At 73.9% G+C, this 23,112-nt stretch carries 18 protein-coding genes and 1 pseudogene; 4 read left to right on the forward strand and 15 right to left on the reverse strand.

The features are described from left to right. Positions 1-16: 16 nt before the first annotated feature. The 7 genes from QOZ89_RS39030 to QOZ89_RS39060 form a co-directional block, all read right to left on the reverse strand. Positions 17-2,575, reverse strand: coding sequence for a helicase-associated domain-containing protein (locus tag QOZ89_RS39030; RefSeq protein WP_312629103.1), 2,559 nt, complete (start codon positions 2,573-2,575; stop codon positions 17-19). Positions 2,576-2,697: 122 nt separating this feature from the next. Further along, positions 2,698-4,071, reverse strand: coding sequence for a chromosomal replication initiator protein DnaA (locus QOZ89_RS39035; protein ID WP_312629105.1), 1,374 nt, complete (start codon positions 4,069-4,071; stop codon positions 2,698-2,700). Between the two features lie 203 nt (positions 4,072-4,274). Continuing rightward, positions 4,275-4,712 (reverse strand): DUF3180 domain-containing protein, encoded by a 438-nt coding sequence (locus tag QOZ89_RS39040; protein WP_071053287.1) that lies wholly within the window; start codon positions 4,710-4,712, stop codon positions 4,275-4,277. Positions 4,713-4,776: 64 nt separating this feature from the next. Next, positions 4,777-5,352 carry a 2-amino-4-hydroxy-6-hydroxymethyldihydropteridine diphosphokinase gene (gene folK, locus QOZ89_RS39045; protein ID WP_083419829.1) on the reverse strand — a complete coding sequence of 192 codons (576 nt, stop codon included), beginning with the start codon at positions 5,350-5,352 and terminating at the stop codon, positions 4,777-4,779. Beyond that, positions 5,349-5,738: a dihydroneopterin aldolase gene (folB, locus tag QOZ89_RS39050; protein ID WP_071053426.1), complete on the reverse strand. Its 390-nt coding sequence runs from the start codon at positions 5,736-5,738 to the stop codon at positions 5,349-5,351. Before folB ends, folK begins: the two co-directional genes overlap by 4 nt. Before the next feature lie 468 nt (positions 5,739-6,206). Further along, positions 6,207-7,100: a dihydropteroate synthase gene (gene folP, locus QOZ89_RS39055; RefSeq protein WP_083419828.1), complete on the reverse strand. Its 894-nt coding sequence runs from the start codon at positions 7,098-7,100 to the stop codon at positions 6,207-6,209. Continuing rightward, positions 7,097-8,047, reverse strand: coding sequence for a GNAT family N-acetyltransferase (locus QOZ89_RS39060; protein WP_071053286.1), 951 nt, complete (start codon positions 8,045-8,047; stop codon positions 7,097-7,099). Before QOZ89_RS39060 ends, folP begins: the two co-directional genes overlap by 4 nt. Positions 8,048-8,698: 651 nt before the next feature. Between QOZ89_RS39060 and QOZ89_RS39065 the strand changes: the two genes are divergently transcribed. Then, entirely contained in the window at positions 8,699-10,228 is a 1,530-nt protein-coding gene (locus QOZ89_RS39065) for an NsdA family TPR-like regulatory protein (protein WP_083419826.1), read from the forward strand. A gap of 140 nt (positions 10,229-10,368) precedes the next feature. After that, a complete protein-coding gene (locus tag QOZ89_RS39070; protein WP_274536628.1) occupies positions 10,369-11,217 on the forward strand; it encodes a phosphotransferase family protein in 849 nt (282 codons plus the stop codon). Here the strand turns inward: QOZ89_RS39070 and QOZ89_RS39075 are convergent. Both QOZ89_RS39075 and QOZ89_RS39080 read right to left on the reverse strand, forming a co-directional pair. Then, entirely contained in the window at positions 11,208-12,008 is an 801-nt protein-coding gene (locus QOZ89_RS39075) for an ABC transporter permease (RefSeq protein WP_083419876.1), read from the reverse strand. The two genes, QOZ89_RS39070 and QOZ89_RS39075, sit on opposite strands and share 10 nt — an antisense overlap. Then, positions 12,005-12,751 (reverse strand): ABC transporter permease, encoded by a 747-nt coding sequence (locus QOZ89_RS39080; protein WP_071053285.1) that lies wholly within the window; start codon positions 12,749-12,751, stop codon positions 12,005-12,007. Before QOZ89_RS39080 ends, QOZ89_RS39075 begins: the two co-directional genes overlap by 4 nt. A 169-nt stretch (positions 12,752-12,920) precedes the next feature. Between QOZ89_RS39080 and QOZ89_RS39085 the strand changes: the two genes are divergently transcribed. Further along, positions 12,921-14,036 (forward strand): ABC transporter ATP-binding protein, encoded by a 1,116-nt coding sequence (locus QOZ89_RS39085; protein WP_198543574.1) that lies wholly within the window; start codon positions 12,921-12,923, stop codon positions 14,034-14,036. Positions 14,037-14,097: 61 nt separating this feature from the next. Here the strand turns inward: QOZ89_RS39085 and QOZ89_RS39090 are convergent, their stop codons facing one another. Continuing rightward, the gene (locus QOZ89_RS39090) at positions 14,098-15,318 is read right to left on the reverse strand and encodes an FAD-dependent monooxygenase (RefSeq protein ID WP_071053284.1); all 1,221 of its coding nucleotides are present in this window, start codon (positions 15,316-15,318) and stop codon (positions 14,098-14,100) included. Between the two features lie 101 nt (positions 15,319-15,419). Then, positions 15,420-16,487, reverse strand: coding sequence for a DUF5926 family protein (locus QOZ89_RS39095; RefSeq protein ID WP_312629122.1), 1,068 nt, complete (start codon positions 16,485-16,487; stop codon positions 15,420-15,422). 493 nt (positions 16,488-16,980) lie between these two features. Here QOZ89_RS39095 and QOZ89_RS39100 point away from each other — a divergent pair, with 493 nt between their 5' ends. Beyond that, positions 16,981-18,618 carry a DNA repair helicase XPB gene (locus tag QOZ89_RS39100; protein WP_071053282.1) on the forward strand — a complete coding sequence of 546 codons (1,638 nt, stop codon included), beginning with the start codon at positions 16,981-16,983 and terminating at the stop codon, positions 18,616-18,618. A gap of 384 nt (positions 18,619-19,002) precedes the next feature. Here the strand turns inward: QOZ89_RS39100 and QOZ89_RS39105 are convergent, their stop codons facing one another. The 4 genes and pseudogenes from QOZ89_RS39105 to groL all read right to left on the reverse strand — a co-directional run. Then, positions 19,003-19,701 carry a Uma2 family endonuclease gene (locus tag QOZ89_RS39105; RefSeq protein WP_083419823.1) on the reverse strand — a complete coding sequence of 233 codons (699 nt, stop codon included), beginning with the start codon at positions 19,699-19,701 and terminating at the stop codon, positions 19,003-19,005. Positions 19,702-20,129: 428 nt separating this feature from the next. Then, positions 20,130-20,858: an LURP-one-related/scramblase family protein gene (locus QOZ89_RS39110; protein WP_312629123.1), complete on the reverse strand. Its 729-nt coding sequence runs from the start codon at positions 20,856-20,858 to the stop codon at positions 20,130-20,132. 216 nt (positions 20,859-21,074) lie between these two features. Beyond that, positions 21,075-21,218, reverse strand: a pseudogene (locus tag QOZ89_RS48460) (DUF2510 domain-containing protein); the annotation flags it as partial. 275 nt (positions 21,219-21,493) lie between these two features. Next, positions 21,494-23,112: chaperonin GroEL (groL, locus tag QOZ89_RS39120; RefSeq protein WP_312629119.1), on the reverse strand; the 1,619-nt coding region annotated here is incomplete at its 5' end.

Below are 23,112 nucleotides of genomic sequence, written 5' to 3' on the forward strand. Positions count from 1 at the left end.
AGGCGGCATGTGGTGGTCAGCCCGTGGCGTCGGGAAAGGCGAAAGGGTCGGCGACGTCGGCGACGGCGGTCACGCGATGCAGGACGAAGCGGCGAGGGGCGCCGCTGTTCTCGTCCCAGGCGGTCAGCCAACCGCCGTCGAGCGCGGTCGGCCGCACGATCCGGTCGCTCGGCGTCCCCTGCTGGTCGACGTAGCCGAGCACCACCCGGCGCCGGTCGCGGACCGCGGCCTGCAGCCGGACCAGGATCATCGGCGCGGCCCGGACCAGGCCGTCCACCTGGCTTCCTCCCGTGCCCCCCGGGCCGACACCGGCGAGCCGCAGTGCCCGCGCGTTCTCGTCGCCGCGGCGCACGAGCCGCACCGCGTCGCGCAGCTGGCCGCGGCGTACCGCGGCCGGGTCGGCCGCCGCGGCGCGGGCTCGTGCCGGTGTCCGGTGCGCCTCTGGCCGGCTGACGACGACCCGTCCGTCCGGGCCCTCGGCCGCCGGGGCGAACCCGGCGGCGCGCAGGCCGTCCAGCAGGTCGGAGACCTGCAGCCGGGAGATCACGACGGTGGGGGCGATCCGGCGTAGCCCGAGAGCCTGGGTGCGCCGGGAGACCATCACCTCGGAGAGCAGCACCGGGTCGTCGCAGCGCAGGTAGGACTCCGCCGGGCCGGAGCGCAGGCGGCCATGCCGACGGGCGGTGTCGTCGACCAGGTAGGCGAGCGCCTGCGGCACGCCGCCCCGGCCGAGCCGGGCGAGCAGGTCGTGGATGTCGGCCGGTGCACGGCCGGCGTCGAACGCACGGCGCAGCGACGCCTCCGAGAACCGGTAGACGGTCGCGGCGCCCGTCGACTCGATGTCGGCCAGCTGGGCCAGCTCCGCCGCGACCTGGGGCACCAGCGGGCCGGGCGCGACGGCGGTCAGGTCGGCCTGCAGCAGCAGCTCCTCGACCGGCTCGGGCAGCAGCGGCGCGAGCGCGTCCGCGAGCGCGTCGGCGAGCGACCCCGGCGGCCCCGACGGGCTCGCGCCACCAGGCGCGATCGAGCCGGCCGCGCCGCCGGCTCCGCCCGGCAGCGGCGGGCGCGCGGGGGTGAGCAGCTCGGCTAGCAGCCGGCCGGTCGTCGCCGGGACGCCGCGGCCGGTCAGCCCGAGCAGCTCCGCCTCCCGGATGGTCGCGTCGACCATCCGGTCCAGCAGCGGCCCGCCGCGTCTCGGCGCGCGCCAGGCCAGCAGCGCGCGCACCGACTCCGGGGCGGGCGCCACGCCGTCCGGCGCGGCCGCCAGCGCCACCAGCACCTCCAGGCGGGTCGTGACGGCGGCACCCCGGCGCACGTCGACCGACAATGCCGAGATCTGCCGGCCGCGCTCGTCCCGTTCCCCCACCAGCGAGGCGACCGCGGCCGACCTGACCCAGCCATCGACCAGCATCGCCCACCGATGCGCCGGCAGGTCGACGCTCCACCTGTCGAACGCGGTCGTCGGCATGATCCGCACGTCGACGCCGGCGGTGGCGTCGACCAGCCCGGCGGCCGAGGCCAGCTCCACGACGAATGCGGCGACCGGCTCGGGGATGTCCAGCAGCTTGGCGACGGCCCGCAGGTCGCGCACGCTGAGCCCGCCGGTGCGCAGCGGGACCACCGGCGTCGTTCCCCACCCGTCCAGCAGGGTGGCGACGTGGCGGACCATCGTGTCGGCGGCGAGCGCGGCCGCCGGGTCGACGGAGGCCGGGGCGACGGTACGTCCGGTCAGGGCGGGCGGATGCGGGTGCAGCGTCCCGGTGGGCGTGTCGCCGCGCAGGGCCAGCCCGACCTCGCGGGGCATCTCCACCTCTTCGGCTTCGACACCGACGAGCAGGCCACGGGCGAGCAGCTCCTCGACGGGGGTGCGCGCGGCGGAGACTGTGAGCAGGCGGCCCGCGTCGGCGGTGGCGCCCCGCGCCGGCCCCTGCGCCAGCCGGTCCAGGATGCGCCCGGCCGCGGGAGAGCACTCGGCGGCGAGCCGGCGCACCAGGTCGGCATCCGAGAGCCGGGCGCTGATCGCGGCGACGAGCGGCCCGCGGGACTCGGACGACCGGGCCGCGCCGCGGTCGCGGCCGTCGCCGTCAGACCCCGAGGGCACGCCGAGGGCGGCGGCGAGGCGGGCGAGCTGCGGGGGGCGGTAGGTGGCCAGGCAGTCCCGCGCTGGCCGGCCGAGGCCCAGCGGCCGGTCTCCGAGCACGTCGCCCGCCGTCGCGACCAGCCGCAGCGCGTCGGCGGGGCCCCAGAGCAGGCCACGGGCACGCAGCGCGGCGACCGACGGCCCGACGTCGAGGCCACCGCAGAGCACGGCCAGCCGCCGAATGGAGACCGGGGCGGGCAGCAGCGTCAGGATGGCGCCGACCTCGAGGGTGAACGCGTCAAGGGTGTCCAGCGCGCGCAGCACGCTGACCCGGATCTCCAGGCGCGCGGCGAGGATGTCGAAGTCAGGGGGTGGCGGGGTGGCGAGGTCGGGGCGTAGCTCGAACAGCCTGGTCAGCTCGTCGTCAGAGCGGGCGCGCAGCCACGCCGCGAGCGTGGCCGGCTCCTCATCGTCCTGCCTGACCGCCGATGACACGCTCCGACGGTAGCCCAGCGTCCTTATGGACCGTCGGCGCGCGTCGGCGTGGGGCCCGCGGGCCGCTCTCGTCGAAGCCCGTCGTCAGCGGCCCGGCCTGCGGCACGGGCTGACGGCCCGCGTCAGAAACCCGCCTCGACGATGAACCCGAGGCGGTGGTCCCTGGCCCAGTCGGAGATCCGGATCTGCAGGCTCGCGTCGCCCGGCAGCGCGAGCTGGCGGCCCAGGGAGACGCCGACGGACGCGACGCCGACCAGCACGAGTGTCTTCACCGTCCTGGCGATCGGCCGGTGCTCGGGAGGCGGGCGCCGGGGCCGCCGGGCCGGCATGTCTCCCGTTCCGGGCCGCCAGCCGGTGGCCTCGGCATCGTCGAGCGAGGCCGCGCTCGACGGCGCACGGCCCGAACGGGCCGGCCTCGCCGGGGCGAGGTCGCCGCGGATCGAAAGATTGAGGTTGGTGGCGCTGACCGCGTCCAGCCCGTTGTCCGGCGCGCCTGCCCCGCCACTCGCTCGGGCGGCCCGGCCGTCGCGGTCGGCCCGGCGAGGCCGGCTCGGACCTCCAGCGCCGCCGGTCCGTCCGGTCCGGCTGGTTCCGCCGGCCGGGTCGGCCCGAGCGGCTTCGGTCCGGCCGGTTGCGCCAGCCCGTCCCGCCCGCCCGATTCCCTCGCGCTCGGCTCGCCCGGTCCTGTCACGACGCCCGGAGCGGTCGGAGCGGTCGGAGCGATCCGGGCGGTCGGCGTGAGTGGCTTCGGTTCGGCCGGTCGCGCCGGTTCGTCCGGTCCCGGCCGTCCGTCCGGTTCCCTCATGCTCGGCTCGCCCGGTTCTTTCAGAACGGTCGTGGCGGCGGGCGTGGGCGGCTTCGGTTCGGCTGGTCGCGCCAGCTCGTCCGGCTCGGCCAGTGCCGCCGGTCCGTCCGGTCCCGCCGCTCCCGTCAGGCTCGTCCCAGGTGGACCCGTCGGTTCGGCCGCCACGGCCGCCGTAGCCGGACTGGTCGGACTGGTCGCCGCGAGCATCCCGGGTGGCCTGGCGCCCGTGGTCGGGCCAGCCGTCGCGGTCAGCCGCGCCACGGAACTCATCGCCCTCGGGCTGGCGGGGGCGCCCGCGGCCGGGAAGCAAGATCCGGTCGGTGCGCTCGACATGGTCGCCATGGGCCGTGTAGTCGGTGTAGTCGGTGTGGCCGGGGTAGTCGGCGTGTGGGGACCGGGCGGCGGGCGGCGGGCGCCCGTCCTCCCCGGGCGGCGCGTACGGCGGCCGCTCGAACCCGCCGTCAGCTTCGCCGACGGACACGTCCCAGTTGGGGGAGCCATACCAGCCGTTCGCCGCGTCTGGCACCGCCGGCGAGGAGGGCGGCGGCTCATCCCACGGGTCCCCACGGCGGCCGCCGGCGGCGTGGTCGGCCGTCGGCGCGTGGCCGGCGGCCCGGCGGTCGTCGGACCAGTCGTCACCCGACCAGTCGTCCCAACTGTCGCCCCGAGCCCCCTCGACCTTGATGACCACGGCGGGAACCTCCTGGGTCCACGCGTACCGCCTGCCCGGGTGACAGCGGCGATCTGAAGCGGCGATCTGAAGCGGCGACCTGGCGGCGGTGCCACATGCGCGCGCGGACCTCGGCGGCACGCGGCGAGCAGGGCCGTATCGGTCACAGTCAGTGCATAGCGTAAGTGGCCGAGTTCTGGTCCGGACGGCGGGGTGCGTGGTGACTATCGGTGGCGGACGCGGCAGACGTGCTCGAGGAGCAGCGCCGCGGCGACAAGGCTGAGCGCGGAGCCAAGACCTAGGCCCGCTGTGACCAGGTCGGCGCTGGCGGTGCCGAACTCGTCGGTCCTGGACGCGGTGTAACCGAGCAGCGCGGCCCACCCTCCGGCCATGACCGCGGCGGTGAGTGAGCTGGCCTTGGCGAGGACGGCGAGCCGGGCGACGGTGATCGGCATGATGGGTTTGGTACCGGGCCTGCCGGCGAGCCTGCGGCGGGTGATGCTCGCCGTCTGCACCTCCAGCAGGGCGACGATGAACACCGACAGCGGGCCGGTGCGCGGCAGCTGCGGCAGCGACCGGTAGGTCCAGACCAGCAGCAGGTAGGCCAGCACACCGGCGACCACGGCGGCGCCGACGAGGTCGCGTGCCCGCGTCGGCCTCATCCGCGCCGTCCCCGAAGACGCGCCGCCCCGCTCGGCCGGCTGGCGCGGGAACCATGGGTACGTCTCATCCGAGCGCGAGGCCCTCGCCGAGGTTCACGGCTGTGCGGCGCAGGCCCGCGGTCTCCCCGGTCGCGGCGAGGCCGGCGACCAGGTCGGCGACCCGCCCGTGGCCGGGTACCGCCGCGTCGGGAGCGACGTCCAGCCACGGCACGCAGACGAACGCACGCAGGTGGGCCCTCGGATGCGGCAGGAGAATCTCCGGATCGTCGCTGACCACCGGACCGCAGGCGATCACGTCGACGTCCAGGGTGCGCGGCCCCCAGCGCACGGTCCTGACTCTGTCGGCCGCCTGCTCGGCCTCCCGCGCCGCCGCGAGCAGCTCCCGCGGGGACGCCGCCCCGGCGAGCAGCACCGCGTTGAGGTAGTCGTCCTGCGGTGGCCCACCGACGGGCACGGTCTCGTAGACCGGTGACACGGCGAGCACCCCGAGCCGCTTGTCGAGCAGGGCGACGGCGGCGCGCAGCGTCGCCTCTCGATCGCCGAGGTTCGAGCCGAGCGCCAGGACGGCTGGTCCACTCGCCGCGGCCGGCCCGGGTTCCACCTCCGGCCGGGCCGGGTCGTTCGGCCCAGCACCGGTCACGGGCGGTCCCGGACGACGGAGACCGCGACGTCGCCGAACGGGACGGGGATGGGCGCGGCCGGCTTGTGGACGGTCACCTCGGCCCGCTCCACCCGCGGGTCGGCGAGGCAGACGTCCGCGAGCCGGGCCGCGAGCGTCTCGAGCAGGTCCACGGGCTCACCGGCGACGACGCGGGCCAGCGCCTCGGCCAGTTCGCCGTAGTGCACGGTGAGTGTCACGTCGTCACTGGCGGCGGCGGGTGCCGTGTCGAGCCACAGGGTCACGTCGACGACGAACTCCTGGCCGAGCTCACGCTCGGCCGGGAGGACACCATGCCAGCCGCGCACCCGCAGCCCGGTCAGCGCGATCCGGTCAGCGGGCAGCGCCCATGCCGGCCGCTGACCCATCGCCCACTCCGGGTTCGCCTGATCCGCGCGCGCCGTCACCACCGTCGCACCACCATCCTGCCTCCCGCCGGCTCGTCGCCGGCTCCCGTGCCGCCGCTGCGGCCCGACCTGTCTCGTCGGTCCGCTCTGATCTACCTCCCGCGCCCGGCGTGCGCGTCACGCCTGGAGGGCCGTCGGCACCCGGGTTCCTTCCTGATCCGGGGTTCCTGCTCGACCGGCGAAGCCAATCGGGGAGGTCCGGAAGCCGACCCGGAAGCCGTGGGCGCCGGCCCGCCCACGGACTCCACCTCTCAACGTCTCGCGGGCCGTGCTCATGCCTACCACGCTTCCTTCCCCGCCGATCGGCCAGGAGAGGTCCGGCCACCGGCCCGTCCACTTGGCGCCTACCTCGCGCGGCAGCCGGTCCGGCGGGAACCTCGGGTGAGCCAGTGGAGGCTGGAGGCTCGCCCGAGCGGACGCCTTCGGCCGTCAGGCGCCAAACGAACCGTCACGTTCCGCGGCCCGCCAGGCGCCGACGACCCGGACCGCGTCCACCGCCGGCCGCACTGTGTGTACCCGCACGCCCCACACGCCCTGGTAGGCCAGCAGCGCGGTGGTCGCCTGGGTGGCGTCCTCGCGTTGCTCCACCGGGCGCGCCGCGCCGTCGGGCGCCGCGAGCACGGCGCCGAGAAAGGACTTGCGGGACGTGCCGACCAGCAGCGGCCGGCCCAGGGCCGCGACGGCGTCGAGATGGGCCAGCAGCGCCCAGTTGTGCTCGAAGCGCTTGGCGAACCCGATGCCCGGATCGATGATCACGCGTTCCCGGCGCACGCCCGCGTCGAGCACGGCGGCCAGGCGCTCGGCGAGCTCGGTGACCACGTCGGCGACGACGTCCCCGTAGTACGCCCGCTTGGCCATGTCCACGCTCGCTCCCCGGGCGTGCATGAGCACGTAGTACGCCCTTCGCTCGGCGACGAGCGCGAGCAGGTCGGGCTCGGCCGCCGCGGACACGTCGTTGACGAGCACCGCCCCGGCGTCTAGCGCCGCCTCGGCGACGGCCGCCCTGGTGGTGTCGACGCTGACCGCGGCCCCGGCGGCGGCGAGCGCGGCGACCACCGGCAGCACCCGGCGGCACTCCTCCGCCACGTCGACGCGGGCCGCGCCCGGCCGGGTCGACTCCCCGCCCACGTCGACCAGGTCGGCGCCGTCCGCGACCATCCGCAGCCCGGCACGCACGGCCTCGACCGGGTCGGCGTAGGTGCCGCCGTCCGAGAACGAGTCGGGGGTGACGTTCACGACGCCCATGACCCGGGTCGGCCCCGGCACGAGCAGCCGCGCCATGAGGTCCGCGGTGGGGGCCGGATCGCGCTCCGCGCCGGTCATGCGGGCCTCATCGGCGCGGCCGGGCGCCGGCGGTAGGTGTAGCGGTAGACCGGGAGGAAGCCGAGGGCGGCGTAGAGCCGGCGCGCCGCGGCACTGCGCTCCTCCACCTGCAGGTAGGCGCGCCGCGCGCCGAGCGCCGCCGACCACCGCGCGAGCGCCGCGAGCACCGCGGTAGCCGCGCCTCGGCCGCGCGCGGCCGGCAGTGTCGCCATGCTGTAGATGCCGAGCCACTCGCCGTCGACGACGCCTCGGCCCACCCCGACCGGTCTGCCGTCCAGCGCCGCGGTGACGTAGACCACGGGCAGGGTGATCTGGGACAGGATCGCGACGCTCGCCGGCCGGTACGGGCCGAACATCGACATCCCGCCGGCGGCGCCGACGTCCAGCCAGCTCTCGTCCGGCGCGTCATCCTGCCAGGTCCGGACGGCCGTGCCCGGTCGCGTCCGGCCGGCCGCGTACTCGGCGATGCCCGCGACGCCCGCGATGAGGACGGCCAGGTCCGCGACGCACACATCGGTCGGGCCGCTGTCGTCGTCGTAGCCGGCCGTGTCCAACGCGACGCCCAGCCCTTCGGGCCGCGATACGGGCGTGAGCTGGAAGGTCGATGGGCGGCCGGCGCGCGCGTAGAACCGTTCGGCCTCGGCGATGGCCGCCGCCGCGTCGGCGACGTCGCCGCATGTCCAGACCGAGTTGCCGCGGCGGGTGGCGCCGGCGGAGTCCCGCAGCACCCAGCCGTCGAGCGTCTGGGTACGTAATGCCGGCCAGCCGCGGAAGGCCAGCACCTCCAGGTGGGCGGCCAGCGCTGCCCGGTCCGCGAACCCGGTGGTGTGGGTGAGGGCCGCGTCGGCCGCGGGGTCGGCGAGATCCGTGAACCGGCGGGGCGCGACCAGTGGGTCCGTGGCTACCGGCTCCCGGCCGGAGCTCACCGCGTCCCCACGAGCCGACATGCTCCCGAGGCTACCGAGAACCCCCTCGGCCAGACGGGGTTCGCCGGCCGCCAGGTGGCGGCTGAGGACGTGATGCCGGCCACCGCCGTCCGGGATCTGGGAGGCCTGTGGCGTGCGGCGCAGGCCCTGGCCATCGGGCGCACCGAACGGGCGCGCCGCCCCGCGACGGCCACCGAGAGGCCGTGCCCATAACCTTCAGTAGTCAGATTCATGCGAAGGATGCCAACGGCTCGCTGACGGGATCCGCTTGGGCACACGCGGCCTTGCCGGGTCACAAGTCGGGACCATGCCGGACAAGTCCGGCATCGACAGGTCGCGAGGCTGGTCCAGGGACGCTCGTACGATCTGCCGGAAGGGGATGCCGCGGCGGCTGTCGTCGCGAGTATTCCTGACTGTCCGTAGGCAAGGCCGCGCCTCCGCGGGGCGGCGAGGCCCGTATGGCTCGGGATGGCGTGGGTGGCATCACGAGGCGGTCGGGCCGGCCGGGCCGCGCCGCGCGTGGTCCGACCGTGGGCCCTCTCGGGAGCAGGTATGCGCTGCCACAAAGGCGATCTAGTCTCTTCGCTAGGGTCGAAGGTCCCAAAAGTAGCCCGATTTTAGTCCATACGGCCGGTTCATCGGCGATTCGGCCTTTCACAGGAGGGACACCCGATGCCGCAAGCCACGGGTGGACTGCCCCAGGACCCTGGGAACGATGCCGCCGACGCGGCCGCGCCGTCGGCATCGGCCGACACCGGCGACGGGCACGACATGCGCGACGGGCGTGACGGTGCCGTCGCGCCCGCCGCGGCCGGCGGAGCCGGCCTCGATGGCGCGACCCGCTGGCCCGCGTCGCCAGGCCCCACCGGGCAGGCGGTCATCCCGGTCGCCCGGCGGTCTCCTGACGACCATCCGGGGGACTACCCGGGCCTGACCGGCGGTCGGCGATCCCAGCCGGCCGAGAGCGCGCCGCGACCGGCGCCCACGACCGACCCCCGTCAGGGGACGCCCGCTCACCCGCCGGCGGAGACCACACGTGAGACCACGTCGGAGGCCGTCGCGACGCCTCGCGGCGAGGACGATTCCGATACAGGGTCCTCAGATCGCCGTCAGTTCCATCGGATGGCCGTCGGCGTGGCCATGGGCGCGTTGCTTCTCGAGGGCCAGATCCTGGAGGTATCCGGCATGCTCGCCGCCAGTCCCGTCCAACTGGCCCTCGATCGGGCCGAGCACCTCCTCGGCCAGGCGCTCGGCGCGCACGAGGTGATCCCGCCTACGCACGTCCTCGCCCAGACCGCGCGGCTGCACCGCGGCTTGGAGCGGCTGGCTCGCCGCCGGATGGCCGACGGCCAGTGGAAGCGGCTGCGGGTGGTGGCGGGCCGCGTCGCGGTGCTGCGCGCCGACGCCGCCTTCAAGCAGGGCAACGTCACCGCCGCCCGGGCGCTCACCGCCCAGGGGTACGCCGCCGGGCTCGCCGCCGGCGACGGACAGCTGTGCGGTTCGGCTCGTGAGGTCGGCGCCGTCGCCGAGTTCTACGACGGCCGGCCCGACGAGGCGCTGCGGCTGGCCAGGGACGGACAGCGCCACGCCACGGGCGGGCCCGTGCGCGCCCGGCTGGTCTGCCAGGAGGCGAGGGCGCTCGCCGGCCTGGGCGACGTCCAGGGCGCCGCCCGCGCGCTGGACCACGCCTACGACCTCGCCGACGAGATCCCGCCGGACCGCTGGGGACGGCCCGGCCCAAGCTTCGACGAGTTCAACCCGGTGGAGGTCGCGTACAACGCGACAACGGCGCTGTGCCTGCTCGGGCGGCCGCGAGCCGCCGAGGAGCATGCCGAGCTGGCGCTGCCGAAGCTGGACGGGATGGACGCCCCGGGCTTCCGCTCGGTGATCCGCCTCGACCTGTCGCTGGCTCTCGCCAGGGCGGGGCGGCTCGAGCTCGAGCGAGTGTGCTCGCTGGCCAGCGAGGCGATCCAGATCTCCTGGGGCCGCACGGTCGCCTCGGTGTCCGGCCGCGCCGACCAGGTGCTGGCGGCGACCCGCGTACACGGTGAGGTGCCGGAGGTGCGTGAGCTGGCCACCCTGGTCCGCGAATGGCAGCGCTCGGCGTCCGAGCAGCGGCCGGGCAACGGCCCGCCGGGTGCCGCCACGGCGGCCGGTGGACCTGGCATGCCCGTTCGGGCGCTCCCGGAAGTGAACGGCTGACGGGCGGTTCCCGGGGGGGAACGCAGGCGGGCGGACCGGGTGACGAGCGAGGTGACTCGCCTGCTTCCGAGCGGGATCCCGAGTTACCGGGCGCCGACGGCCGGTTCACCGCCGAGGCATCCCGCCGGGCCCTCTCGGCGATCTGCGCCGTGGCCGGGCTGGACGACACCGACGCGGTCGCGCTCAAGCTCACCGTCAACTCCGTCTACCGGTTGCCGCGGGCCGGCGCCGTGGTACGTGTCGCCACCTCGGCGGCGATGACGCACCGGATACCCAAGGTCGTCCAGGTCGCCCGTTGGCTCGAGGACGAGGGCGTGCCGGCGGTCCGGCTGCTGCCGGCGGTGCCGGCGCCGGTGGCGGCGGGGGGCGCACAGGCCACGATCTGGGTCGACGCGGGTCCTGGCGCCCCGCCGGCACCCACGGCCGCCGAGCTCGGCGCCGCGCTGCGCGGCCTGCACGCCCTGGCGCCGCCCAGGCCGGCGCTGCCCCGGTGGGATCCGCTCGACGACGTCCGGCGGCGGATGTCCGACGCGGAGGCGCTGCCGGCCGCCGACCGGGTGTTCCTCGAAGAGCTGGTCGGCCGGGTCGAGGCCGGCCTGCGGACCGTCCGCTACCAGCTGCCGACCGCGGTGATCCACGGGGACGCCCATCTCGGCAACCTCATCAGGCGACCGGACGGGCAGGTGGTGCTCTGTGATTTCGACTCGGTGAGCATCGGCCCAGCCGAGTGGGACCTCATCCCCCTGGCCGTCGGCGCGACACGGTTCGCCTACCCGCCCGGCTCGCACACCCAGCTCGCCGCGGCCTACGGCGTGGACGTCACTCGGTGGGACGGCTGGCCGGTGCTGCGGGCCGTCCGCGAGCTGAAACTGGTCACCAGCGTGCTGCCGATCCTCTCCAGCAACCCGACCGCCGCCGCGCAGTTCCGGGTCCGCCTCCAGAGCCTGCGTACCGGCGACCGGACCGTGCGCTGGCGCCCCTACGGCTGATCCGGACGCCTGGTCGCCGGCGCCGGCCCGACAGCGGGGCCCGCGACCGAGTTCGTCACCGAGTTCGTCACCGACCTCACGGTGGAGCCGGCCGGGCGGGCATGCCCGCGTCGACTCGCTCCCCGGCGGGTGGTGGCACCGGCCGGGGCGAGCAGGCGGGTGAGCCCGAGCAGCAGGCCGTCCATGCTGAGAGCCAGCACGGCGACGAGGACGGCGCCGCCCAGCACCTGCGGCTGGTCGTGCTGGGCGAGGCCGTCGACGACGAAGCGGCCCAGCCCGCCGCCGCCGATGAGCGCGGCGATGGTCGCCGTCGCCACCACCTGCACCGCCGCGAGCCGGACACCCAGCATGATCAGGGGCAGCGCGAGCGGCAGCTCCACCCGGGTGAGCAGCTGCCAGCCGGACATGCCCATGCCGCGGGCCGCCTCGCGCGCGCCGGCGTCCACCTCACGCACGCCGACGTAGCTGTTCGCCACCAGCGGGGCGACCGCGAAGATGACCAGCGCGACGATCGTCGTCCGGTCACCGATGCCAAGCGGGCCGATGGCCAGCAGCACCAGCACGGCGAACGTCGGCACCGCGCGCAGCGCGCCCGAGATGTTGACGGCGAGTGCCCCGCCTCGCCCACGGTGGCCCAGCCAGATCCCGACCGGCAACGCGACGGCCGCGGCGATCCCGACCGACGCTCCCGTGAGGATCAGGTGCTCGCCGAGGCGCGCCGGGATCCCGTCGTCGCCGGACCAGTGCGCACCGTCGGTCAGCCAGCGGGTGGCGTCGGCGACCGTGCTCACGAGTGCGCCTCGGTGGACGTCGCGGCGGCCGCCTTGGCCGCGGTGGCCGCGCCGGCCGGCCGCCGGGTGCCGCGCGCCCGCCGCCACGGGGTGACGAGCCGTTCCAGCCCGACGAGCAGCAGGTCCGCGACCACGGCGAGCGCCAGGCACAGGACCGAGGCGGTGAGCACCTCGGCCCTGAACGTGCTGCCGAGGCCGTCGTAGATCAGATTGCCGAGGCCGCCGTGGCCGATCGTCGCGCCTACCGTCACCAGCGCGACCGTGGAGACGGTGGCGACCCGCAGCGCGGTGACGATCGCGGGCAGCGCCAGCGGCAGCTCGACGGTGAGCAGCAGCCGCACCGAGCCGTAGCCCATCCCGCGCGCGGACTCCAGGACGTCCGGCGGGACCCCGTCGAGGCCCGCGATGAAGCCGCGGAAGAGGATGACGAGCGTGTAGATCACCAGGCCGGTGCGTACCGTCGTCGTGGACAGCCCGGACACCGGCAGCAACAGCGCGAAGAAGGCCAGCGAGGGGATCGTGTACAGGATGCTGGTGGCACCGCCGACTACGCCGACCGCGGGCCGCCAGCGGCGCGCGACGAGCACGAGGGGTACCGCCACCGCGACCCCGAGCGCGACCGAGGTGACCGTGAGGTCGATGTGCTCGCGTAGCGCCGCGAGGATCTCGTCGGACCTGGTACTCAGGTACCGGCCGCAGATCCACTCGTTGCGCGTGAGGCAGTTCCCACCCGCCGACGCCATGCCCGCACGCTATCCGACCGGCTGGGTGCGAATACCCGCTGTCCTGCCCGGAATGAGCGGATGGCCGGCGTCGCCACTGCCTGTTTCCCTTGGGCGTATCCCGTCTGGGCGAGTCCCGTCGCGGTCGGCGGATCCCGTCGCCGACCTCACGGATTGAGGAGCGGGCCGCGTGCCGGCTGCCGAGCCGATGATCGTACTGGAGGGGGTAGGGAAGACCTACCCGGATGGAACGGTCGCGGTCGCGGATCTGTCGTTCGAGATCGGCGACGGCGAGCTGGTCTGTCTGGTCGGGCCGTCCGGGTGCGGCAAGACCACGACCATGAAAATGATCAACCGGCTGGTGGAGTCGACCGCCGGGCGGATCCTGCTCGCCGGCGAGGACGTGCGCGCGCTAGACCCGGTGAAACTGCGCCGCCGGGTCGGCTACGTGATCCAGCAGGTGGGCCTGTTCCCGCACCTGACGGTCCGGGCGAACGTGGGCTGCGTGCCCAGGCTGCTGCGCTGGAACCGGGCCAGGACCCGGGCGCGCGCCGACGAGCTGCTGGAACTGGTCGGGCTCGACCCGGCGGTCGTCGGCGACCGCTATCCGCATGAGCTGTCCGGCGGGCAGCAGCAGCGGGTCGGGGTCGCCAGGGCGCTCGCCGCCGACCCGCCGGTGCTGCTGATGGACGAGCCGTTCTCCGCCATCGACCCGATCGCCCGCGCACGCCTCCAGGACGAGTTCGCCCGGCTGCGCCGGGAGATCAGCAAGACGATCGTCTTCGTCACGCACGACATCGACGAGGCGATCCGGCTCGCCGACCGGGTCGCGGTCCTCCGCGCGGGCCCCGAAGGCGGGAGCCTGGAGCAGATCGACACCCCCGCTCGGATCCTGGCGCGGCCGGCGACCCCGTTCGTCGCCGACTTCACCGGCGCCGAACGCACCCTGCGTCGCCTGGATGTCATCCCGCTGCGCCGCGAAGCCCTCGAGCCGCCCGCGGCCGGTGCGCGCGCCGCGCAACCGGCGGGCGCCGTGCCCGCGGAGACCACGGCGGCTCCCACGTCCGCCGCCGCTGTAGCCGGCGGATCCGGCCCCGGGGTCGCGGGCGGGTCGGCGGCGTATCGCCCGGAGCAGCCCATCGTCGTCGGAGCGACGCTCTCAGAGGCGCTCACCGCTCTCCTGGCGCGTGCCGACGCGCGGCTGCCCGTCTACGACGACGGGAACGGCGACGGCCCCGGCAGCCTCGCCGGCTACCTGACCCCAGCCTCGCTACACACAGCGCTGCGCTCCGCCGACGACCACTGACCGCCCGAGCCATGCTGGTAGGTCCCGCGCGGCGCGCGTCGGGTCTCGCGTGGCCTTGGCCCTAGCGCGACAGGGCCGCGACGGTGGCGGTGACGCCGGGGCGGCGCAGCTGGCGGGCGATCGTCGAGCGGCCGTCGATGATCCGGGTGAACAGGCCGAACGCACCTGGGCCGGCCGACATCATCGTGTGCATCAGGTCCGGCCGGCGGCTGTACAGCCCGAGCAGTACCCGGCCTGCGGCGAGTTCTGAGCCGAACACGGCCTCGACCCGCTCCGGGTAGGTGCCCAGCGCGGCCGGGTCGCCGCCCGCCGCCGCGGCCGCCGCCGCGCCCGCGAGCCGGCCGGAGCGCAGCGCGAACGAGATGCCCTCCCGCGTCCACGGGTCGAGCAGGCCGGCGGCGTCCCCGGCGACCAGCACCCGGCCGCGGCGCACCGGTGAGTCGCCGGCGCGCACCCGGGTGAGGTGTCCGGAGTCGTGCTGGCGGGGCAGGTCCGCGATGCCCAGCGAGGCGACGAACTTCTCGTAGTAGGCGCGCAGCGCGGGGCCCTCGTCGCGCGACCCGATCACGCCGACGGTCAGGACGTCGCCCTCCGGGCCAAAGGAGGTGCGAAAATGCTCTTCCTTCGCACCTCCGGCGGCCCCTGTCCGGCGAAACTTCGGGAACACCCAGCCGTATGAACCGGGCACCGGGCCCCAGTCCAGCAACATCCGCCGCTCCCACCGGGCGGCGAGGTAGGACGGCACCCGGAACTCGCCTTCCAGGCCCACGTCCACCTGGTCGCAGCGCACCCCGACGTAGCTGGCCGCGCGCGAGGACGTCCCGTCCGCGCCGACGACGACCGAGGCGACCAGGTCGGGCCCGCCGCGCACCGCCACCGCGACCCCGTCCGCGCCGGCGTCGCGCACCTCGGTGACCGTGGTCGCGGTCCGCACCTCGGCGCCCGCCGCCTTGGCCGCGTCGACCAGGGCGGCGTCGAACTCGGGGCGCATCACCATCGCGAGGATCGGCTGGCCGTCGCGGCGGCGCCGGGTGACCTTCAGCCGGCCGTCGAGCGTCATCGTGAGCGCGTCGACCTGGGCGCGCGCGAGGCCGGCCCAGTCGAGCCCGGCGGCGGCGATCTGGTCGCGGGACATCCCGACGAGCCCGCCGCCGCAGGTCTTGTAACGCGGCAGCACGGCGCGTTCGAGCAGACAGACGCGGGCTCCCGCCGCCGCGGCGACCCGCGCGGCCGCGGCCCCTGCCGGCCCGGCCCCGATCACGACGACGTCGAAGTCCGCCATCAGGCACGGTCCGGCATCAGGAGTGGCCTCGTCTCGGTCGCGGCGGCATCGGCGGTATCGCCGCCATCATCCTCGCGTCCCCCGGCAAGGGACCACGGCGCTCAGCGCAGCGTCAGGGTGCGGCCGACGACGCCGGCGCGGACGCGGCGCTCCTCGCCTGTCAGCGGGCGGCGGTCGGCCAGCACGCCGTCCAGCGCGGCGCGCAGCGCAGCCGCAGGTTCCTCGCAGCTGTCCGCGTCGGCGTCCGGCGCGAGGTCCCAGACCGGGACGACCAGCCCGTCGGCCCGGAACGAGCCGACGAAACGCGACCCGTCTCCGACGGTCAACGCGCCGGCGGCGGCGAGCCGGGCGAGCGCGTCGAGCAGCTGCTCCTCGGCTCCGGCTCTCGCCAGGCCGGCCCCGCCGTCTTCCTCGGCCGGGAATGGCAGCACCCAGCGCAGGTGGCGCTTGTCGCCGGGCTGGGTCCAGTAGGCGGCTTCGACGGAGCTCAGCCGGGCGGTGGGCACGACCGTGGCGTTCGCCCGTTCGAGACTGGCCTGCACCTCGCTGGACAGGCCGGGGGAGTCGTCCTCGGCCGGCGGCAGCCACCAGCCGAAGCCGGGGTGCACGGTGACCTCCAGCGGGGCCGGGGCGAGCAGGTCGACAAGGCGGGGAAGGCCGGCGAGCCCCTGCGGCAGGCGTTCCACGGCGGCCAGCGCCGAGACCGGACCGTCGTCGACGACGGTGCCTGGCTCCGCGGCGAGCGCCGCCAGCAGCGCGCCCGCGATGTCGGCGGACGCGTCGAGGCCGGGGGTGAGGGTCTGGGTGGCCAGCAGGATCTCGCCGGTGTCACGGACCAGCGCCGGCGCCGCCTGCGGCAGCATCGTGCCGATAGTGATCTTGCGGCCGGCGTGCTCGGGGTGCTTGGCGAGGTGGTCGGGGTGCAGGGCCACCGGCGCGGTCGCGCTGGGCACCAGTTCTCGCAGCGCGACCAGGTCCGGCTCGTCAGCGCGGCCGACGAACGGCCGCAGCACCGGCGCGGGACGCGTCCTGGCGCCGTGGCAGGCCTTGTAACGGCGGCCCGAGCCGCATGGGCACGGCTGGCGCGGCCCATGCGGCTCGGGCACGCTGCCGAGGGCGCCGCTCGCCGCGGTGGAGGTCCTGGGTGCTGGGGCGGTTCGGCGAGCGATGGCGGGCTCCCGATGTCAAGGACGCAGCCGTTCCGCTGGCGTCCGCTGGTATGGATCTCGGCCGCCGGCCGCGCGGGGCTTAGCCACGATCGCGGTCTTCGGCCGGGACATGGATCTCGGCCTCTGGTCGCGCCGGGCTTCGCCACGATCGCGCGGCCTTCGGCTGGACGTCGTAAGGCTAGGGCATGACCGCCGCGTCACCGCGGACTCGGGCGCCCCTCGGTGCGTGGCCAGCCTCTCGACCTCGACCTCGCAGGGTGTGCGTGCGGTCGAGTTGTCGGGAGCGGGTAACGTCGACCTCATGCTTGCCAGCCCAGCCCAGCCTGCGGCGTGCCCGTCGGCGTGCCTTTCCGAGGCCCGGCCGCAAGTCCAATGACGTCTTTGACGTTTGTTCAGGCGAGGGGTCCCCGCAGATCTGCCTGCCGAGTTCGGATGACGGCGGAACGTACGGGCGGGCAGGGACCACTGCACTGGCAGATCTGTGGGGAAGCATATGGCTGACGGGCCGCTCATTGTCCAGTCGGACAAGACGCTGCTGCTGGAGGTCGACCACCCGCTCGCGACCCAGGCGCGGGCGGGGATCGCGCCGTTCGCCGAGCTGGAGCGCTCGCCCGAGCACGTCCACACCTATCGGATCACCCCGCTCGCGTTGTGGAACGCCCGTGCCGCCGGGCACGACGCCGAGCAGGTCGTCGACGCGCTGGTCACCTACTCCCGCTATGCCGTGCCGCACGCACTGCTAGTCGACGTGGCCGACACGATGGACCGCTACGGCCGGCTGCGCCTGGAGAACGATCCGGTACACGGCCTGGTGCTGCGTGCCATCGACCGGGCGGTGCTGGTCGAGGTCACCCGGGCTAAACGGATCGCGCCGATGCTCGGGGCGAAGGTTGACGACGACACGGTCATCGTCCACCCGTCCGAGCGGGGCCGGCTCAAGCAGGCGCTGCTCAAGCTCGGCTGGCCGGCCGACGACCTGGCCGGCTACGTCGACGGCGAGGCCCACGCGATCGAGCTGCGTGAGGAAGGTTGGCAGCTGCGCGACTACCAGAAGGGCGCCGTCGCGGGCTTCTGGGAGGGCGGCTCGGGCGTGATCGTGCTGCCCAGCGGCGCGGGCAAGACGATCGTCGGCGCCGCGGCGATGGCGAGGGCGAGCAGCACCACCCTGATCCTCGTCACCAACACGGTCGCCGGCCGGCAGTGGCGCAGCGAGCTGCTGCGGCGCACGTCGCTGACCGAGGACGAGATCGGCGAGTACTCCGGGGAGCGCAAAGAGGTCCGGCCGGTCACGATCGCCACCTACCAGGTCATGACCGCGCGTCGCGGTGGCGAATACCTGCACCTCGACCTGTTCGGCGCCCGCGACTGGGGTCTCATCCTCTACGACGAGGTTCACCTGCTGCCCGCCCCGGTGTTCCGGATGACCGCCGACATCCAGTCGAGGCGGCGGCTCGGCCTGACGGCGACGCTGGTGCGCGAGGACGGCCGCGAGGGCGACGTGTTCTCCCTGATCGGCCCGAAGCGGTACGACGCGCCCTGGCGTGAGATCGAGGCGCAGGGCTGGATCGCGCCGGCGGAATGCACCGAGGTGCGGGTGACCCTCACCGAGGACGAACGGATGTCCTACGCCGTCGCCGAGCCCGACGAGCGTTACAAGATGTGCGCGACGGCGCTGTCCAAGCACGGTGTGGTCGAGCGGCTGGTCCGGAAGCACTCCGACGACCGGGTGCTCGTCATCGGGGCCTACCTCGACCAGCTGGAGACGCTCGGGCGCAACCTCGACGCACCCGTCATCCAGGGCAGCACCCGGACGAAGGAGCGGGAGCGGCTGTTCGAGGCGTTCCGGACCGGCGAGATCACCACACTGGTCGTCTCCAAGGTCGCGAACGTCTCGATCGACCTGCCGGAGGCGGGCGTCGCGATCCAGGTCAGCGGCACGTTCGGCTCCCGCCAGGAGGAGGCGCAACGCCTCGGCCGCGTGCTGCGCCCCAAGGTCGACGGCCGCTCCGCGCACTTCTACACGGTCGTCTCCCGCGACACCCTCGACCAGGAGTACGCCGCCCATCGCCAGCGCTTCCTGGCCGAGCAGGGCTACGCCTACACCATCGTCGACGCCGCCGACATCGCCTAAGGCGCTCCCGTTGCCGGACGCTCCGCGCCCGCAACCGGGCAGCGCCCGGGGTTCCTGCCGGATTGGCGGAGCTCGCGGAGCCAATCTGGGAGGTCCGCGGGCGCTGAGCGCCCTCCCCACGTGGTTCCGGGTCCTGGCATATGGCGGTGGTAAGGCTGGCTCCGGGCTGACGAGGTGGCTGGCAGACCTCCCAGATCACGACCTCCCAGATCGGCTTCGCCGATCCGGCAGGGACCCCGTCCGTCGATCCGGCAGGGACCCCGGGTGCTGCGCTGATGCGCCGTCACCATCGGTGGCTGGGTTGCGTACATTGCTCGCCAGAACGACATCGCGACCACCGGCGGCTTGATGCCGTACCCCATGGGATGTCCCTGCGGGCGTGGGTCACTCGGGGGGGTCGATCAGGTCGGCGGGGACGATCGTGACTGGGAACGGGCGGCTCACGGTCAGCGGGGCGGTGCCGCGGACCTCGCCGGTGCGGACGTAGGCGCCGTCGATGAGGTCGTACACCTCGACGGTGGCGGTGGCCGCGGCCGGGTCCGGGTCGACCAGCCAGCAGGACGGGATCCCGCGTTCCCGGTAGACGTCCAGCTTGAGGGTCCGGTCGTAGCGGCGAGTGCTCTCGTCGGCCACCTCGACGACGAGGAACGGCAGATCGCCGATCCGGCTCCTCGCGACTGCGCCCGCGGGCGCCTGCCCGCTGGCGCCCTGCGCCGGCGCCACGGCCGTCAGCCCTGGCCCTGGCCCTGGCACGGGCGTGGGGGACGGGACCGACACCAGGGTGGGGGCTGGGCCGACGATGATGTCCGGGGCGAGCAGCGTGCGCGCGGAGACCTCGATGCTCACGCCGTGCGGGTAGACGTACGCGCCTGAGGGGGCGGCGTCGGCGAGCCGCTCGGCGAGCCGCTGGATGACGCGGGTGCGCAGCGGTGTCGGCCATGGGCGCAGCACGCACAGCCCGTCGAGGAGTTCCACCCGCCCGTCGTCAGCCTCGGCCGCCTCCAGCGCGGCCACCGTCACCGGCGGGGCGGGCAGGATCACCGTGGGAAGGTGCTTGCGTGCCTGTGTGACTGCCTGCTGCATCACGCGGCCATCCTGTCGCCCGCCCGCCCGTCTGTCTAAGAGGTTGTTGACCGAAGTCGGGCCTTCGACCCGCCGTGGGCCTCCGGCCGCGCGAGTTTCGTCTATTGTCGCGCGACCTTCAACTGTCGCGCGACCTTCAACCAATCGGCCCGCTGTGGGCATCCGCCGCGCGAGTCTCCCTCAGCCCCCCGCAACCGGCGGTCAACCGGATCTTCCGGTTCAACCGGATCTTCCGGGCCCTGGCCGTCTTGCCTGCTCGCTCGGACCACTCACCTGGCACCGCGTCAGCAGGCGTCCGCCCCACTCACGATCATTCATGATCGCTGTGGGTGTCGCTGTGGTCGGGATCTGGTCGGATCCGCGACCACGACGACACGCCGGTGGTGATCAATCAGTCGAGTGCTGCCGGGCGAACGCTCGTGGCGGCGCTAGTTCCAGCCGCGGGAGTCCTGCTTGAGCGCGGTGTCGACGGTCAGGGCCGAGGCGATGACCAGGCTGAGCAGCGGGTCCGCGAGGCGGTGGTGGATCTGCACGACGTAGTTGTCGGCCGTCGTGAACATCGTGCGCAGCACCCCCTCCCAGGTCTTGGTGATCCGGGCGACCTCGACGTCGTTGTGGTCGACGATGGCGAAGTTCCAGGCACGCCAGTTCTCCGCCTTGATCATGCCGATCTGGTGCTCGCCGACCATCAGGCCGAACCGGATCTTCCCGATCGCGTTCTGCTGGACGATCTGCCCGATCTCGGAGCCGTCGGGCCGGGTGACGACGACCCGCGACTTGAGCAGCTTCGCCGGGCGGGTGAGCACCAGCTGGACCATGCCGCCCGGGTCGCGCACCTCCAGCTTGTGGGTCATGTACTGGTCGAGCGACGTGAGTACCCGGGCGACCTTCTTCGCCGTGCTCTGCCCGACCTCGACCACCGAGGCGATCTGGCGGCCCTGCTGGTCGAAGACGGCGTACTGGTTGGTGACCTCGATGAGCTGGGTCTTCTGGTTCACGACCAGCACCGGCTCGGAGAAGATCGAGCCTCCGCCCGGGCCGGCCGGAGCGACCCCGGCCTGCTGCTGGACCTGCTGCTGGACCTTGTCCGGCGTGTAGGCCGTCTGCACCGGCGCCGGCGCGTACCCACCTGGCGCGCCCGGACCGCCCTGAGCCATCCCCCACTGCCCCTGCTGCCCCGGAACAGGCCCCTGCTGCCCGGGCCCTTGCTGCCATCCCGGCCCCGACTGGCCGGGCCCCGGCGGGTAGCCGCCAGGCTGCTGCTGGGGCTGTGCCTGAGGAGCCTGGGGTGCGTATGGGCCGGCCTGGGACCCACCCGGCGCTTGCTGGCCGGGCTGCGGCTGCGCCTGGTGCGGTGGCGTCGGCTGGCCCTGTGGTGCTGGCTGCGTGTGCGTCGTCCACTGGGTGCCGTCCCACCACCGGAGACCCGGCGCACCTGACGGGTCCTGGTACCAGCCCGGCGTGGGGGAATTCTGCGACATGCGCCAAGCCTTGCACTGGCCAGTCGCAAAGGCCATGCCGGCCGCGCGACATCCCGCGCCCGATCACTTCTTGTGGTCGACCGGTTTTCGAGCGGAGCAGACACGAAGGGGCGGCCCCTCCCGGGACCGCCCCTCCTACGTGCTGTCCTGCTGTGAACTTCCGCGTCAGAGGCATCCGCCCGGCGGGAGCCCGACCCCTCGTCGCGCGAAGCGCGACATCGGGGGTCCGGGGGTCGCCCCCCCGGAGCAGATATCTTCTGACGACCTCCGGCGAAGTTGACCGGAGGTCAACGAGCATGGTTAGCCCGTCGTCAGAAGTCCATCTCGCCGCCGCCGCCCGGCATGGCCGGGGCGGCGTTCTTCTCGGGCTTGTCGGCGATGACGGCCTCGGTGGTGAGGAAGAGACCGGCGATCGACGCGGCGTTCTGCAGCGCCGAGCGGGTCACCTTGGCCGGGTCGATGATGCCGGTGGCCAGCATGTCGACGTACTCGCCGGTGGCCGCGTTGAGGCCGTGGCCGATCGGCAGGTTGCGCACCTTGTCGACCACGACGCCGCCCTCGAGACCGCTGTTGAAGGCGATCTGCTTGATCGGCGCCTCGAGCGCGAGCTTGACGATGTTCGCGCCGGTGAGCTCGTCGCCGCTGAGGTCCAACTTGTCGAAGGCACTGATCGAGGCCTGGAGCAGGGCGACGCCACCGCCGGCGACGATGCCCTCCTCGACGGCCGCCTTCGCGTTCGAGACGGCGTCCTCGATCCGGTGCTTCTTCTCCTTGAGCTCGACCTCGGTCGCCGCGCCCACCTTGACGACGGCGACGCCGCCGGCGAGCTTGGCCAGCCGCTCCTGCAGCTTCTCGCGGTCGTAGTCCGAGTCTGACTTCTCGATCTCGTTGCGGATCTGGCTGACCCGGCCCGAGATCTGGTCGGTGTCGCCAGCGCCCTCGACGATGGTCGTCTCGTCCTTGGTGACGACGACCTTGCGGGCCTTGCCCAGCAGATCGACGGTGGTGCCCTCGAGCTTGAGGCCGACATCCTCGGAGATCACCTGGCCACCGGTCAGGATCGCGATGTCACCAAGCATCGCCTTACGGCGGTCACCGAAACCGGGGGCCTTCACCGCGACGCTCTTGAACGTGCCACGGATCTTGTTGACCACCAGGGTCGCCAGCGCCTCACCCTCGACGTCCTCAGCGATGATCGCCAGCGGCTTGCTCGCCTGCATGACCTTCTCCAGCAACGGGAGCAGGTCCTTGACCGCCGAGATCTTGCTGTTGACGATCAGGATGTACGGGTCGTCGAGGACGGCCTCCTGACGGTCGGCGTCCGTGACGAAGTACGGCGAGATGTAGCCCTTGTCGAAGCGCATACCCTCGGTGAGCTCAAGCTCCAACCCGAAGGTGTTGCTCTCCTCGACAGTGACGACGCCTTCCTTGCCGACCTTGTCGAGCGCCTCGGCGATCAGGGCACCGATCGCCGGGTCACCCGCGGAGATCGACGCGGTCGAGGCGATCTGCTCCTTGGTCTCGACCTCCTTGGCCTGCTTCGAGAGCTCCTCGGAGACACTCTCGACAGCGACCTCGATGCCCTTCTTCAGGCTCAGCGGGTTCGCACCCGCGGCCACGTTGCGCAGGCCCTCACGGACCAGCGCCTGGGCCAGGATCGTCGCGGTGGTCGTGCCGTCACCCGCGACGTCGTTGGTCTTCTTCGCGACTTCCTTGACGAGCTCGGCGCCGATCTTCTCGTACGGGTCCTCGAGCTCGATCTCCTTGGCGATGGAGACACCGTCGTTGGTGATCGTGGGTACGCCCCACTTCTTCTCCAGAACGACGTTACGGCCCTTCGGACCAAGCGTGACCTTCACGGCGTCGGCCAGCTGGTTCATGCCGCGCTCCAGGCCGCGCCGCGCCTCCTCATCGAAGGCAATGATCTTCG

Source organism: Pseudofrankia coriaricola, assembly GCF_032027725.1.
Classification (GTDB): Bacteria; Actinomycetota; Actinomycetes; order Frankiales; family Frankiaceae; genus Pseudofrankia.